Here is a 14,115-nt window from a genome sequence, read left to right as displayed (position 1 = left end):
GGAGGGCTGTCACGGGGGAGGATCGACCATGTCAGGCCAACCGGCCACGACAGAGCCGGCGGCGACCGGTCGCCGGCACGAGTCACCGCAGATGACGATGCGGCGGCCGGAGACGGACAAGGGCAGGGGTGTGCCTGCGGCCGTCCCCGGCGCCCGGCCGAGGAATGGACCGCCGCCGGCCGCGGAGCCGCGCGCCGGTCTCGACACGACCGCGGTGCTGCCGTACGCCAGTTCCCGGGCCTCGAGCCGGACGCGCTGGCTCCGGGCCTGGATGATGACGGCACCGGTCGACGTCGTCGCGCTGCTCGCGCCGCTGCTGGTGACCCAGAACTACTGGCGCGGCACGCTGGCCAACGCCGTCCTCACGGTGTCCGTCTTCGCGGCCGGCGGGCTCTACCGGGCGCGCCGGCACCTGAGCATCCTGGACGAGCTGCCGAGCCTCTCCGGGCGGCTGCTGGCCTCCGGCGCGGTGGTCGCCATCGTGGCGGCCTACCGGCACGACTCGGTGCCGTACGTCAGTGGTTTCATGCACGGCGTGGCGCTCTCCGCCGCCCTCGTGGTCCTGGGGCGGGCGTGCAGCCGCAAGGTGACCCTCCTGGCGCGCCGGCGCCGGTGGGTGGAGCACAACGCGATCGTCGTCGGCGCCGGCCCGATCGGGGTGGAGCTGGCCCGCCTGCTGCGCCGCTACCCCGAGTACGGTCTGCGCTTCGTGGGCTCGGTCGACACCGTCCCGCCGCAGCACCCGGTGGCGCTCCCGCTGATCGGCAACCTGGACGACCTCGAACATCTGGTCCGGTTGCTGGAGTGCGAGGTGCTGGTCATCGCGGACCCGGACTGCCCGGAGACGGTCCTCATGGAGACGCTGCTCCGGCAGGCCGATTCCGCCCGTGACCTGTGGGCGGTGCCGCGGCTGTGGGGTTCCCGGTCGCACGGCGGCTACCCCGACCACATCGGCGCCATCCCGATCGTGAAGATCGGCGACACCACCTTCTCCGGCCCGCGGTGGGCCGTGAAGCGGGCCTCCGATGTGGTCCTCGCCACGGCGGCGCTGCTGCTGTTGAGTCCGGTGCTGCTGCTGTGCGCGATCGCCACGTTCCTCGACGGCGGTCGCGGCATCTTCTTCCACCAGGAGCGGATCGGCCGCTACGGCAAGCCGTTCCAGGTGGTCAAGTTCCGGTCGATGCGACCGGTGGACGAGCACGAGTCGCAGACGAACTGGTCCATCGCGCACGACCGGCGGGTCGGGCCGATCGGGCGGTTCATGCGCCGTACGTCGCTGGACGAACTGCCGCAGCTGTGGAACATCCTGCGCGGGGAGATGAGCGTGGTCGGGCCGCGGCCGGAGCGGCCGTACTTTGTGGCGAAGTTCTCCGCCGAGTACCCGAACTATGCGATGCGCCATCGGGTGCCGGTCGGGCTGACCGGGCTGGCCCAGGTCAGTGGCCTGCGGGGGGACACCCCGATCTCCGACCGGGCGAGGTTCGACAACTACTACATCGAGAACTGGTCGCTCTGGCTGGACGTCAAGGTGATCCTGCGGACCGTCGCGGAGGTGTTCCGGGCGGGCGGACGTTGAGCGCCCGTCCGGCCGTCCTCAGTCGACGGTGAGCAGCGGCAGCGGCCTGGCCCGGTAGCCGCTGCCCAGGTAGCGGTCGGGATCGGCGTCGAGCACCGAGGCCAGGACCGTGCCGAAGACGTCCCGGAAGTCCACCGTGGCCTTCAGGTCACCGTCGTCCAGGTCGGTGAGGCTCGGCTGCTCGCCGTGGAACCCGCCGGCCACGGTCGGCCCCAGGACGAACACCGGCCCGGCCGTCCCGTGGTCGGTGCCCTGCGAGGCGTTGGCGCGTACGCGCCGGCCGAACTCGCTGTAGACGACGACGGTCACCTGGCGTCCCGCCTCCGTGCGCGCCATCCGTGCCACGAACGCGGACAGCGCCCGGTCGAGCCGGGTGAGCAGGCTCTCGTGCCCGGCCCGTTCCATCGCGTGGGTGTCGAACCCGTCGAGGCTCACCGAGTAGACCCGGGTGGGCACCCCGGCCTCGACGCAGCGGGCCACGAGCGCCAGCTGGGTTTCCAGGACGCTGCGGCTGCCCGGGCCGGTGGTGAGGATCTGCTCCTCGACGCCGCCCGGGGTGGGGCTCTGGTGCTGTTCGGCGTCGCGGACCAGCTGCTCCACCCGGAGCAGGTCGCCGTAGGCGCGGGCCGCGCGGGCCTGCAGCTCCGGCTCGCCGGGCTCCCCGCGGCCGAGGGCGGCGACGGCGTCGGCGCTGATCCCCGGGGGCAGTTCGAGGCCGCCGACGTTGACGCAGGAACCGGCCCGGGTCTCCCCCGCGAGCACCGGGGGCAGCACCGGTTCGAAGCTGACGGCGGCCTCCGGCGCGGCCTTCGTGCCGTCGAGCCAGCGGCCCACCCAGCCGGTCGTCACCGGTTCGGCCGGGGACGCGGTCTGCCAGATGTCCATGGACCTGAAGTGGCTGCGGTCCGGCCGCGGGTAGCCCACCCCGAGGACGACCGCCAGCCGCTTCTCGTCCCACAGCCGCTTCATCCCCCGCAGGACCGGGTTCAGGCCCAGGGCGTCGTCCAGGTGCAGCACCTTCCCGGGGTCGTACGCCAGCTCCGGCCGGGCCGAGTGGTAGGCGGGATCGGTGTAGGGGACGACGGTGTTCAACCCGTCGTTGCCGCCGTAGAGGGTCACGAGGACGAGCTTCTTCGACGGCGCGGCGGCCGGGTCCTGCCCCGCGGACCGCAGCAGCTGGGCGAGCCCCATCCCGCCGGCGCCGGCCGCGAGCGCGGCGCCCGCGGTGACGCCCGAGGCGAGCAGGAAGCGACGTCGGGTCAGTGGATCCATCGTCATGTCACCAGGTATTCCGGACTGGCCAGCCCCAGGGTCAACAACTGTCGCCGGTCCTGCGTGCCGCGCAGCACGGCGTAGGTGCGGTTCGTCCACCGGTCGACGCCGAGCAGGTACGCCAGGCTCTCCGGGGTCAGATCGTCGACCGGCGCCTGCTCGGCGATCCGACCGGCCAGCCGCAGGCGGACCTGCGCCGCGGCGGAGGTCAGCCAGGAGCCGCCGGAGGGCCAGCCGCCCACGTTGGGAGGCGCGAACGGCAACTGCCCCAGGCTCTCCAGGTCGTGCAGGACGGCCGTGCGGGTCTCCGCGGGCAGGCCGGCCGGCCGCACCCCCAGTTGCCGCAGCGCCCCGACGAGCCACTCGACCGGCTGCTTCACCATCGTGCCGGCCGTCGCCTGGAACGCCTCGTCGGCGAGCAGCACCCGGAGCATGGCCATCGGCGCCGGGAAGGCGCGTGCCATCTTCTCCTGGAGCCCCTCGGGGATGGGCCTGGTGGACGAGCCGTAGCGGAACCAGAGGCGGGCGGCGATGAACCGGGGACAGGCCGGCTGGGCCAGCAGCAGGTCGACGAGGCTCTGCGCGGTGAAGCTCCCGGTCCGGCCCAGGATGGTCTTGCGGCCCGGGTCGTGGGCCTGCGGGTCGAACACCGAGCGGCCCATGGTGAGGCTGAACCGCCAGCCGGTCAGCGCCCGCCCCGCCTCCTTGACGTCCTTCTCGGTGTAGTTGCCGATGCCCAGCAGGAACAGCTCGCACAGCTCGCGGGCGAGGTTCTCGTTGGGCGCCCGCCGGGTGTTGAGGTGCCCGTCCAGGTAGTGGTTCAACGCCGCGTCGACGACCATCCGCCGGGCCATCACCGTGAAGTCGGGGGTGCCCCGGAGGGTGCGGTGCTGGCTGAGCATCAGCTGGGGGCTGCGCACCTTCTTGACCGAGGTGGCCCAGTGCCCGTGCCAGAAGAAGACCAGCTTCTCGACGGCCTGGTGGCTGGCCACCGCCATCCGGTTCAGCCACCACCCGGTGATCTGCGCGGTCTGCTCGTCGCGGAGGTCCTCCAGCCGGACCTTCTCCTCGTAGGTCAGGTCGCGCTTACCCGCGTACGCGTCGGGCCCGAGGTCCGGGACGGGCGCGCCCGTCGCGCCGACGTCCGGGCCGGGCGGGGCGGTCAGGCCGGTCAGCGCGGCGGCGTAGCCGGCCTGGCGAGCGGCGGCGAGCTCGACCGCGGTCGGGCCGAATCCGGCACGCCGCAGCAGCAGGCCGACACTGTCGCTCATGCCGACAACCTTAGCGAGGGCCGCCGGTCAGGACAGACCGGTGCCCGACGCGACTGCTGTCGGCCGTGGACGGTCATGGGCCGGCAGCGCGACGAGAACCAGCGAGTAGACGACCATCCCGACGGCCGACGCGACGAGGTAGCCGGACGGTCCGAACTGGATGGTCAGCAGCGGCGCGGCGAGCACCGTCAGGCCGAGCATCACGTAACGGGCGCGCAGGAGCAGGGCGAACTCGCCCCGGATGAACCGGCTCAACGAGCAGCCGTAGGAGAACCCGAGCGCCGTCTTCTCCAGCCCGGCGGCGACCAGGACCCAACCCACCGGGAGGAACGACAGCGCGGGGACCAGTCCCTGCCCGACGAGCACCGCCAGCCCGAGGGCGACCGAACCGGCGGCCATGAACGCCCACGCCTGCGCCCCGTCGCGCAGGTCCTGCCGCCGGGTCGTGCCGGCGTCGGCCTTGCGCTGGTAGACCAGCACCCGCCGGACGGTGATCGACACGAACGCCAACGGCCCGAACAGCTGCTGGGTGATGCGGATGACGCCGAGCGTGGCGGCCTCGGCGACGAACGCGGTGACCTGCAGGGCGAGCACCGGGGTGAGACCGACGAGCAGGGCGTCCAGGGAGGCCGCGCCCATCACGCCTCGCCGGGACCGTACCCAGCCGGGCAGCCCGGTGACGCGCGGCCGCCGCTCGGGGCGGCCGGCCGCGACCAGGAGGAACACCACGTTCACCACGGTCCAGGACAGGCAGACGGCCAGCGGTGAACGGGTGGCGGCGAGGACCAGCACGGCAAGCTGCGCGGCCAGCCACGCGGCCGTCTCCAGGAAGACCGCCCGGGCGGCGCCGGCCGCCACCCCGGCGGCCCGGCCGATGTCCAGCGCGATCGCGAACGGTATGCCGGCCGCGTAGGCGACGGCCAGCTCGATCGACCCGCCGGACACGGCGAGCGCCGACGCCACCGCCAGCACCGCGCCGGCGAGCCCGCCGGTGAACGCGGCGGCCACCGACCGCTGGCAGTCCGTCCGCGCGGCGGTCCGCTCGGCGTGTGCCTCGGCGAGCAGCGTCGCCTCGGCGAGGGACCGCTGCAGGACGCCGCAGGTCAGTTGGAACACCAGCATCGCGGGCGCGGTGGCGCCGACCGCGGACAGGTCGCCGGCGTAGCCGAGGGCGAGGCTGAAGACGAGGCTCGTGCCCATGAGGGCCAGTTGCCCGAGGGTCAGGGCGAGCCGGGCCCAGTTCCGCCCGGCGGCTCGCGGCGGGGCGACCGTCCCGGTCACGGCCGCCGCCCCACCGTCACGTCGTCCGCGCCGGACCACGCCCGCCGGGTGGCGGCCACGACGGCCTGCGGCAGCGTGCTCGCCGGGCCGCCGCCGGGGCGGGCGACCGGGGGCGCCGTGCCCGCCAGCAGCTCACCGAGCGCGACCGCCGCCGCGGCCGGGTCCTGGAAGTCGGCGTAAGCGTAGGCGCCGCCGGAGACGGCGGCCGCCTCCGGCAGGCCGCCGAGCGGAGCGACCAGCATCGGTTTCCCGGTGCGCCCGACCTCGACGGCGACCCGGCCGAACGGCTCCATCCAGCGGGACGGGATGAGGACGACGTCCACCGCGGCGCAGAACGCGTCGACCGCCATGCGGCCGGGCAGGTCCAGGGCGACCTCCTCCGACCGGGCCAGCTCGGCCAGCGTCCGCGTGTAGTCGGGCTGCCCCTCGCCGGCGACCAGCATCCGCACCGCGGTGCCCGTGCTCCGCCGGTAGGCGCCCGCCGTGCGGATGGCCGACTCGATGCCCTTCACCGGGTCGAGGCGGCCGAGGTACCCGACGACGAGCCGGGTCTCGTCGGTGCGCCGCGCCGGGCGTACCGCTTCCGGCGGGCCGATCAGCGGGTAGCCGACGAGGCTCGCCGCCGGGGTGGTCAGGCCCGCCTCGACGAGTTCGTCGCGGACGAAGCCGGAGACGCAGACGCTCACCGCGCCGCGCGGGGTGGCGCCCCGCATGATCCCGGCCTTGACCCGGCACTCCCCGCACACCGTCTCGCAGGTGCGCGAGTCCTTCAGCCGCGACCGGCGCCAGCACGTGTCGCTCAGGTCGTGGAAGACCCGGACGTACCGCAGGCCGCGCGCCCGCACCCAGCGCGGCAACCAGGGACCGGTGCGGGAGATGTTGGTGGCCACCACGACGTCGGGCCGGAACGTCCGGATCCGGCGGGTCAGGCGGAACGCGACCGGCGGCAGCAGCCAGGCGGTCAGGAACTCCAGCCCGCGCCGGATCCGGGTGTCCGCGTGCTGCCGCCGGGCGAAGGGCCGCCGGACGGCGTGCACGGTGAGCGGGCCGTCGGCGTACCTCGCGTCGGTGGTGGACGGCACGAAGACCGACACGTCGGCGAAGCCGGCCAGTTCCCGCGCGGCCGCCCGGGCGGACCGCTCCGCGCCACCGACCTCGTCCGGCCACCACCAGTCGGCGAGGACGGCGACCCTGGGCCGGGGTTCAGTCATGGGGCGCCATCTCCTCTGCTCTGGCGGGTGCCGCGGCCGGCGAGCCGTGGTCCACCGGTGGGGGCGGTCGGGTCAGCCGCCAGCCCCGGTCGGGCAGTGCGAGCACGGCCACGACGAGCACCGCGAACGCGGCGCCGACGAACGGGATCTGCGCGCCGAGGGGACCGCGCAGCAGGCCGATCTGGAAGGCGGCGAAGGTGACCGTGAGGGCCGTCCCCAGCCCGGCCGGCGTGGCCGTCAACGCCCGGTCGAGCCGCCGGGCGAGCCGCCCGTAGAAGAAGAACAGCACCACCACGCCGACGAAGGCGAACTCCAGGTACGTCTCGGCCCAGAACGGCAGGGCCAGGTTCTGGAAGGAGTAGCCCCGGCTGGCCGCCACGGCGTTGCCGGCCGGGATCGCCTTCCCCTCCCACCAGGACCGCGGCACCCAGAACAGCAGCGCGGAGACGAGATGATGACCCCAGCTGTGGCCGTGCACGCGGGCGTAGTAGACGGCGTTGACGGTCTGCTGGAACCCGTCGAAGTCCCAGGTGTAGTAGGCGTCCAGACCCAACCGGAGGTCGCCGCGCGAGCGCTCGTTGCGGAACAGGTTCGCCAGCGGGTATAGCACGGCGAGGCCGGTGAGCATGCCGAGCGAGAACAGGGTCCGCCAGCGCTGCCGCTCGAACCGCACGATCGCCAGTCCGGCGGCGAGCAGCACGCCGAAGGCGGTGAACCGGTTCGCGGAGAGCGGGTTGTTGTAGACGACGTTGAGGAGCACCGCGGTGGCGGTGGTGCCCAGCAGCACCCACCGCGCCCTCGGGCCGGCGGCGTTCCGGCTCCGCCAGCAGAGCAGGCACAGCACCAGCGCGATCGCGGCGACGGCGGCCGGGAAGGTGCTGAGCAGGCCGAGCAGCGCCAGGTCCTGCCGGCTCTTCAGGCCCGCCTCGGCGATGGCGCGCTGGAGGTCGTCGCGGCTGCCGAACCGGACGGCCAGCCCGCCGGTCATCGGCAGGCAGACGACGGCCAGCACCGCGGCCGTGGCGGTGACCGCCAGCGCCTTCTCGACGGTGATCCGGGTCCGCGGCGGGGTGCTCGGCCGCGGCGCGGGCAGGCGGCGGGTGTTGCCGGCCCAGTACGCGAGCACCGCGAACAGGAGGATGACCTGCGCGCTGACGTAGTACTGGTCCAGCGGCAGGTCGGGCCAGGGCAGCCGCCGGTCCCGGATCTGCAGCAGCGGCGCGAAGCCGACCCAGACCGTGACGAAGGCCCAGAACGTCACGGAGACCGGGTTGAACGACGGCGACCGGGTGGTCTGGTAGAGGGCCGTGAGGCACACCGCCACCACGACGAGGCCGAGCGCACCGGCGACGGTCGGGCGGGGCAGCACGGTCGTCACCCCGAGGATCGTGACGACGGCCAGCACCGCGACGGTCACGACCAGGGTGCGGGCGGCCGGCCGGCGGAGGCGCGGGGCGGGCGGGGCGGCCTCAGGCGGTCTCATCGGCCACCCACGAGGCGACGTTGGCGCGGAAGACCGCGGCGGAGAACCGGGCGGCGTGCGCCTGGACCCGGTCCCGGTCCAGACCGTCGACTTGCCGCAGCATGGCGGCGTACGCCCGGGGGTCGTCCGAGTCGACGAGGAAGCCGGTCTCGCCGTCGACGACCGTCTCCAGCACCCCGCCCCGGCGCAGCCCCAGCACCGGGGTGCCGCAGGCCATCGCCTCCACCGGGATGATGCCGAAGTCCTCGTGGGTGGGGAAGAGCAGGCACCGCGCACCCCAGTACAGCTCGCGGAGCCGGTCCCGGGACGGCTGCCGCTCGAAGGTGACGGGGACGCCGACCCGGACCGCCTGCCGGCGCAGGGCGTCCTCGTCCGGCCCCGACCCGGCGATCACCAGCGGCAGCCCGGCGGCGTCGGCGATCTCGATCATCAGGTCGAACTTCTTGTACGGGATCCAGCGTCCGACCCCGAGCAGGTAGCCGCGGTCCTGCCGGCGCTGCGCGGCCGGGGCGTCGGCGAAGTGGTCCACGTCGACCGGCGGGTGGATGATGCGCGCGTCGCGATGCCAGAACCGCTGGATGCGGGCCTGCACCTCGCGGGAGTTGGCCGCGTAGCTGTGGACGTGCCGGCTCAGTCGGACGTCGGCCCCCTGGAGCACGCGCCGGGGCACGGTCAGCAGCCCGTTCGAGCCCCGGCCGTCGAAGTCCGGGCTCCACAGGTAGCGGGCCGGCGAGTGGATGTAGCTCAGGTAGCGGGCGTCCGGGGAGGCCCGGAACTTCACGGTGTGCGCGAAGGCGTGGCTCGACGAGATGACCACGTCGAACCGCTCGCTGCTCAGCGTGCGCCAGGTCAGCGGCATGAGCGGCAACGCGAGGGCCTTGGACCGCCGCAACGGGGTCCGGCCCAGCCACGACTCCTGGAGGTCGAGGCCGCGTCGCGCGTCGCGGTCGCGCCACAGCACGAACCCCGTCGCGTCCGGCAGCACCTCCTGGATGGCCAGGAAGACGTTCTCCGAGCCGCCGGTGGCGCCGAACCACTCGTGCACCAGGGCGACCGAGCGGCCGGCCAGCAGCGAGCCGCCCGCGCCACCGCCAGCAGGATCGGCCCCGGCGACGTCGCCGTCCCTGCTGATCATTCCGCTCACCCCATCACCATCTGCAACTGCTCGTCGAGCCGGGCCGCCAGCGTCCGCGCGTACGTCGCCGTGAGGTGATTCGTGTCGCGGTACACGAGCACCCCGCCGATCACCGCCGCACAGCGGTCGGCGGGACAGATGGCGTCGTTCAGGTCGACGAGCCGTACCCCGGTCAGGCCCTGCGCCGCGTCCACCTGGAGCGGGCCGATGCCCGCCAGGGCCTCGTCGCGCGGCACCGCGCACCTGGTCAGCTCCTCCCGGTGGGCCGACACGCACTCGGCGACGTCCAGGCGCGGCGCCGGGGTGTCCCGCAGCACCACCACGGGGGCGATCCGGGCCAGCGACCGCCAGGTCCGGCGCATCCCGTCGACCAGCGCGGCGCGGCCCTCCGGCCCCTTGAGCGCCCGGCCGTCCCGGTAGGCGGAGTAGTTGTAGCTGCTCGTCACGACCAGGTTCGGGCGGTCGGCGGCGAGCCGGCCGGGCAGGTCCCGGTTCCACGCCGCGCAGGTGTCGATGGGCCGCTGGCCGTCCGCGACCACCTCGACGTCGACGGCCGGGCAGCTCGACTTGGTGTACGTCAGCAGCCGCCAGTTCCGTCGCTCCGCGATCGCCCGCAGCGTCGGCACCCACTGCGCGGCGTGCGAGTCGCCGACCACGGCGATGGTGACCGTGGCCTCCGGCGGGCCGTACACGCAGCGCAGCACCGCGCGTTCGGTGGGGCCGGCGTGGCACCGGTCGGCGTAGACGGACGGCAGGTCGTTCCGGGCCGCCGACGGGTCGGGCACCACCGACGGGGCGTGGTCGACGGGCACCCCCGCGCCGGCCGCGCCCCCCGCGGTCAGCACGGCGGCGCCCGGCGCGTCGCGCCCGCCCGCGCCGACCGGGGGCGCGGCCGGTGCGGTGGCGGCGGTCTGGAAGGCCAGCCCCGCGCAGACCGACAGGACGGTGCAGGCCGCGCCGACCGAGAGCGCCACCCGCGGCCGCACCGCGAGCCGCCGCGAGTGCCAGACCGGCCGTTCCACCAGCCGACTGGTCAGGTAGGCGAGCACCACGGCGAGGGCGACGGTGGCCACCACGGCCGGCGGCTCCGCGTCGGGCATCCGCGCCGTGAGGACCACCAGCAGCGGCCAGTGCCAGAGGTAGAGCGTGTACGAGATCCCCCCGAGGAACTGCATCGGCGGCAGCCGCAGGAGCGCGACCGGGCCCCACCGCCGGGCGGCCCCGGCGGCGATGACGAGGGCCGCGCCGACGGTGGCGGGCAGCGCCATCGTGCCCGGGAAGGGGGTCGAGGTGCTCAGGACCACCGCGGAGGCGGCGATGGCCGCGACGCCGAGCCAGCCCGCCGCCGCGGCGACGGCGCCGGTCAGTCGCCGGGTCGGCGCCAGCGCGAGCAGCGCGCCGACGGCGAGTTCCCACATCCGGGTGGTGGTGACGAAGTAGGCCCGGCCAGGATCGGACTCGACCAGCAGCACCGACCAGGCGAAGGAGGCGGCCCCGACGACGGCCACCGCGCCGAACGCGAGGGCGCGGAACCGGGAGTCCGGGGTGCGTCCACGCCGGGCCAGCCAGGCGACGCCCACCAGCAGCACCGGCCACACCAGGTAGAACTGCTCCTCGACGGCGAGCGACCAGTAGTGCTGCACGATGCTCGGGGCCTGGCCGGCGGCGAGGTAGTCGACGGCCTGGTCGGCGAGCCGCCAGTTGATCAGGTAGACGGCGCTGCTCACGACGTCCCCCGCGGTGTCACGCCAGCGGATGTCCGGCAGCAGGAGGTAGGTCAGGAGCAGGGCCGCGAGCAGGACGAGTGCGGAGCTGGGCAGCAGGCGCTTGGCCCGCCTGGCCCAGAACCGGCCGAGCGACAGCCGGCCCCGGGCGGCCACCTCGGCCGCCATGCCGGTGGTGATCAGATAGCCGGAGATGACGAAGAAGACGTCCACCCCGACGAAGCCGCCGGAGATGAACGGGACGCCCGCGTGCCAGAGCACCACCAGCAGCACGGCGAGCGCGCGGAGACCCTCGATGTCCGGGCGGAACGCGCTCCGCGGCCGCTCGCGGGGCGTCCCCGGTCCGGCGTCGGTGGGCGTGGCCGGCGTGCCGCCGTCGGCCCGCTCCGCCGTCGGCGTGCCGGGTCCCGCCTCGGGCAGGTTCAGCACCAGCGTGTCGTCGGTGGCGGACGGCACGTCCGCCGAGGCCGGGGCGGCGGTGTCCTCCGGCGACGACGGCGCGGGCGCGTACTTCCGGCCGGCCGCGGGCACGGTCAGCACGAGGGTGTCCTCGGGGGACGGCGGCGCCGGCGCGGCGGTCGTGGCCAGCGGGGCCGGCCCGGGCGGGCCGACCTCCGCCGGTCCCGCGTCGGGGTCGGGCCGGCCCACCGGGGCCGGCCGCAGCCGGCGGCGGAGCGCGCGCTGTCCGAGGGTCACCGCGCCGATGACCAGCGCGCCGCCCGCGGCGGACAGGAGGTACGACCACCAGTCCGCGGCGTTCTCCGTGAGGTCCCCGTCCAGCCGCAGCCGTTCCTGCGCCCGCTGCCGGTACGCCCGGGCCGCGGCGTGTCCGGGGTCCTGGGTCAGGACGTCGTCGAAGCGCGTGATCGCCTGCGAGTAGTGCCCGGCGAAGTAGACGGCCAGGGCCGACCGGAAGGCGCGGTCGGTCCCGCTCAGCCGGTTGTCGACACCGCTCTGGGTGAGGAGCCGGTTGAGGTTGGCGGTGACGATCAGGTCGCGGATCGGTTCGCCCTCGGCGGCGGTGTCGGTGTCCAGGAGCGCGACGAGCCGGCCCTCCGCGTCCACCACCGGGCCGCCCCGCGAGTCGGGGCCGATCTGCCCGCTGACTCCGGTGCGGTTGGTCCCGGTACGCCCGATGACCTCGACGGTGCGGTTGCGGACGGTCCAGGTGCCGGAGTCGCCGGTGCCCTCGCCGAGCGCGTAGCCGAGGATGTCGAGGGAGGAGCCGGCGCGCAGGTCGGGGGCGGGGGCGAGCTCGACGGCCGGCAGGTCGCCGCGGCGCAGCTTCACCAGCGCCACGTTGCCGTCCACGGCGGGCAGGGCCTTCGTGACGGCGCCGGCGACAGCCGGGACGGCGGCGTCCCCCGATGTCGCCACGCCGAACTGGCCGGTGAGCCGCAGGGTCGGCGCGGAGCCGCGCCTGGCCCCGGTGAACGCGGACGAGCCCTGGAGACCGGCGACGTAACCGTCCAGCCGCTCCGCCGGCAGCTCGCTGCGCTGCACGAGGCTGCGGCCGAGCCGGTAGAGGGCGTTGACGAGCAGCACCTCCCGGCTCGGCTGCACGCACACCGTGGTGGTCACCACGTAGCCGTCGGGGTTCACCACCGCCCCGCTGCACCGGCGCACCACGACCACCGGTTCGGGATGGACCAGGGCGCCGGTGGCGGTGTTCCGCAGGTAGCCGACGTACCGCGCCTCGAGGAAGACGGTCGCCGGGGTCGCCACGGCGACCGCCGGCTCGTTGCGGGCGTACGTCGGCACGGCCGCCGCCCCCGGGACGGCGGCGGCGCAGCCGATCGCGATGGCGCCGAGCAGGACGGCGAACCGACGCGCCAGGGCCTTACCAGAGGGCATGTCGGAACTCCGCGCAGCGAGGAAGGGTGGGCGGTCAGAAGATCAGGGTGTCGCGCAGGTGGTTGGCCACCCGGCGCAGCCGGCCCGCGCCGTCGATGGGGGAGGTCATCCGGAAGACGACCTGACGGTCGATCTGCCCGCTGTCCCCGCCGCGCCAGTACGCCACGAGCACCAGGCCGTACCGGCGCTCACCGTCGAGCTGGAGCTTGCTGGAGTCGGCGTAGGAGACGAACTGGCCGCCCCGCATCCACTGCAGGCCCCAGGCCTCCTCCTCCTGGCGCATGGCGGTCTGCTGCTGCGCGTCGCACGGCACGGCGCACTCCCGCACGATCAGCTCGCCGCCGATCTGCTGCTTGTCGTTCGAGACGCCGCAGTTGTACTTGACGAACCCCTGCGCGCGGCCGGCCGGCGTGCAGTCCCACTCACCCGGCACCTTCAGGGCAAAGCCCAGGCCGTCCAGGTCGGAGAGGGTGCGTACCGAGTCGCCCGGGGTGAACTTGGGCCATTCCTTCGGCCAGTCGCCGGCGCTCGGCGGTTCGAGGCCGGGCGACTGGGGCGGGGTCTTCTGCTCCGGCTGCAGCGCCGGGCTGGTGGAGGCCTCGGTCTTCGGCTTGCCGGGGTCGTCCGGGCCGAACCAGGCGACGGCGCCGCCGGCACCGGCGATCACCACCAGGACCAGCGCGGCGATTCCGATCCAGAGCCCGGTGCGGCGGGGGCGGGGCTCGGACGGCGTGATCCGGCGGGCCGGCGCGGCGAACGGGTCGTGCGGCGGGACGCTGACCGGCTGCGGCGCGGGGGACACCTGCTGCGGCGCCGGGGACACCTGCTGGGGCGGGGAGGACACCTGGTGCGGCACGGCGGCGTGCATCGCCCAGGGCAGCGGCGCTCCGGAGGTGGGGCTCGGGGTGCCGGAGATCGGCACCCCGGAGACCGGCTGGGGCGGCCCGTCGACGGCGCCGGTCTCGGGGATCAGGACCTGGGTCTCGGACTCCGCCGGGTGCAGGTCCATGCCGAGGGTCTGGAACAGCCGCTGCGCCCCCATCCCCTCCTCCGAGGGGTACGCCACCCAGGGCTTGGCGGCGGCGAAGTCGGCGTTCACGTAGCGCTGCCCACCAGAGGTCAGCGCCATGGCGTTGGCCGCGTTGGCGAAGGCCTCCCGCCACGGCGGGTCGGCGGCCGCCGCGCCCTCGAGCACGGCCACCGTCACGAGCCGGTCCTGCCCGTCGATGGCCCACCACGCCGTGCCGACCTGGCAGACGCCGAGCGCCTCGGTGAACCTGTACGGGCCGACCGGCTGCATGTGACAAC

General features: G+C 74.7%; 9 protein-coding genes. 1 reads left to right on the top strand and 8 read right to left on the bottom strand.

Annotation, left to right across the window (positions count from 1 at the left end):
- The first annotated feature begins 28 nt into the window (after nucleotides 1-28).
- Entirely contained in the window at nucleotides 29-1,576 is a 1,548-nt protein-coding gene (locus ACQP12_RS06165; protein ID WP_433285748.1) for a sugar transferase, read from the top strand.
- An 18-nt stretch (nucleotides 1,577-1,594) separates the two neighbouring features.
- Here the strand turns inward: ACQP12_RS06165 and ACQP12_RS06160 are convergent, their stop codons facing one another.
- The 8 genes from ACQP12_RS06160 to ACQP12_RS06125 are packed head-to-tail and all read right to left on the bottom strand — an operon-like array spanning nucleotide 1,595 to nucleotide 14,107.
- The gene (locus ACQP12_RS06160; RefSeq protein WP_433285746.1) at nucleotides 1,595-2,854 is read right to left on the bottom strand and encodes a DUF1501 domain-containing protein; all 1,260 of its coding nucleotides are present in this window, start codon (nucleotides 2,852-2,854) and stop codon (nucleotides 1,595-1,597) included.
- On the bottom strand, nucleotides 2,851-4,119 hold the full coding sequence (locus ACQP12_RS06155; protein WP_433285744.1) for a DUF1800 domain-containing protein: 1,269 nt from the start codon (nucleotides 4,117-4,119) through the stop codon (nucleotides 2,851-2,853). Before ACQP12_RS06155 ends, ACQP12_RS06160 begins: the two co-directional genes overlap by 4 nt.
- A 27-nt stretch (nucleotides 4,120-4,146) precedes the next feature.
- On the bottom strand, nucleotides 4,147-5,400 hold the full coding sequence (locus tag ACQP12_RS06150) for a hypothetical protein (protein ID WP_433285742.1): 1,254 nt from the start codon (nucleotides 5,398-5,400) through the stop codon (nucleotides 4,147-4,149).
- Nucleotides 5,397-6,611, bottom strand: a complete 1,215-nt coding sequence (locus tag ACQP12_RS06145) for a glycosyltransferase (RefSeq protein ID WP_433285740.1) — start codon at nucleotides 6,609-6,611, stop codon at nucleotides 5,397-5,399. Before ACQP12_RS06145 ends, ACQP12_RS06150 begins: the two co-directional genes overlap by 4 nt.
- On the bottom strand, nucleotides 6,604-8,094 hold the full coding sequence (locus ACQP12_RS06140; protein WP_433285738.1) for a hypothetical protein: 1,491 nt from the start codon (nucleotides 8,092-8,094) through the stop codon (nucleotides 6,604-6,606). Before ACQP12_RS06140 ends, ACQP12_RS06145 begins: the two co-directional genes overlap by 8 nt.
- Nucleotides 8,081-9,229: a glycosyltransferase gene (locus ACQP12_RS06135; RefSeq protein ID WP_433285736.1), complete on the bottom strand. Its 1,149-nt coding sequence runs from the start codon at nucleotides 9,227-9,229 to the stop codon at nucleotides 8,081-8,083. Before ACQP12_RS06135 ends, ACQP12_RS06140 begins: the two co-directional genes overlap by 14 nt.
- A 5-nt stretch (nucleotides 9,230-9,234) precedes the next feature.
- A complete protein-coding gene (locus ACQP12_RS06130; protein ID WP_433285734.1) occupies nucleotides 9,235-12,807 on the bottom strand; it encodes an SGNH hydrolase domain-containing protein in 3,573 nt (1,190 codons plus the stop codon).
- Between the two features lie 34 nt (nucleotides 12,808-12,841).
- Nucleotides 12,842-14,107, bottom strand: a complete 1,266-nt coding sequence (locus ACQP12_RS06125; RefSeq protein WP_433285732.1) for a hypothetical protein — start codon at nucleotides 14,105-14,107, stop codon at nucleotides 12,842-12,844.
- Between the last annotated feature and the right edge of the window lie 8 nt (nucleotides 14,108-14,115).

This window comes from Micromonospora sp. CA-244673, assembly GCF_050948395.1.
Lineage (GTDB): Bacteria > Actinomycetota > Actinomycetes > Mycobacteriales > Micromonosporaceae > Micromonospora.
Note: the sequence above shows the minus strand (reverse complement) of the source record. Positions and strands in the feature narration are given on the sequence as shown.

Bases quoted from the DNA above. Each gene is read 5' to 3' on its own strand.
- ACQP12_RS06165 (WP_433285748.1), top strand. From the start codon at position 29: ATGTCAGGCCAACCGGCCACGACAGAGCCGGCGGCGACCGGTCGCCGG.
- ACQP12_RS06160 (WP_433285746.1), bottom strand. From the start codon at position 2,854: ATGACGATGGATCCACTGACCCGACGTCGCTTCCTGCTCGCCTCGGGC.
- ACQP12_RS06155 (WP_433285744.1), bottom strand. From the start codon at position 4,119: ATGAGCGACAGTGTCGGCCTGCTGCTGCGGCGTGCCGGATTCGGCCCG.
- ACQP12_RS06145 (WP_433285740.1), bottom strand. From the start codon at position 6,611: ATGACTGAACCCCGGCCCAGGGTCGCCGTCCTCGCCGACTGGTGGTGG.
- ACQP12_RS06140 (WP_433285738.1), bottom strand. From the start codon at position 8,094: ATGAGACCGCCTGAGGCCGCCCCGCCCGCCCCGCGCCTCCGCCGGCCG.
- ACQP12_RS06135 (WP_433285736.1), bottom strand. From the start codon at position 9,229: ATGATCAGCAGGGACGGCGACGTCGCCGGGGCCGATCCTGCTGGCGGT.
- ACQP12_RS06130 (WP_433285734.1), bottom strand. From the start codon at position 12,807: ATGCCCTCTGGTAAGGCCCTGGCGCGTCGGTTCGCCGTCCTGCTCGGC.
- ACQP12_RS06125 (WP_433285732.1), bottom strand. From the start codon at position 14,107: ATGCAGCCGGTCGGCCCGTACAGGTTCACCGAGGCGCTCGGCGTCTGC.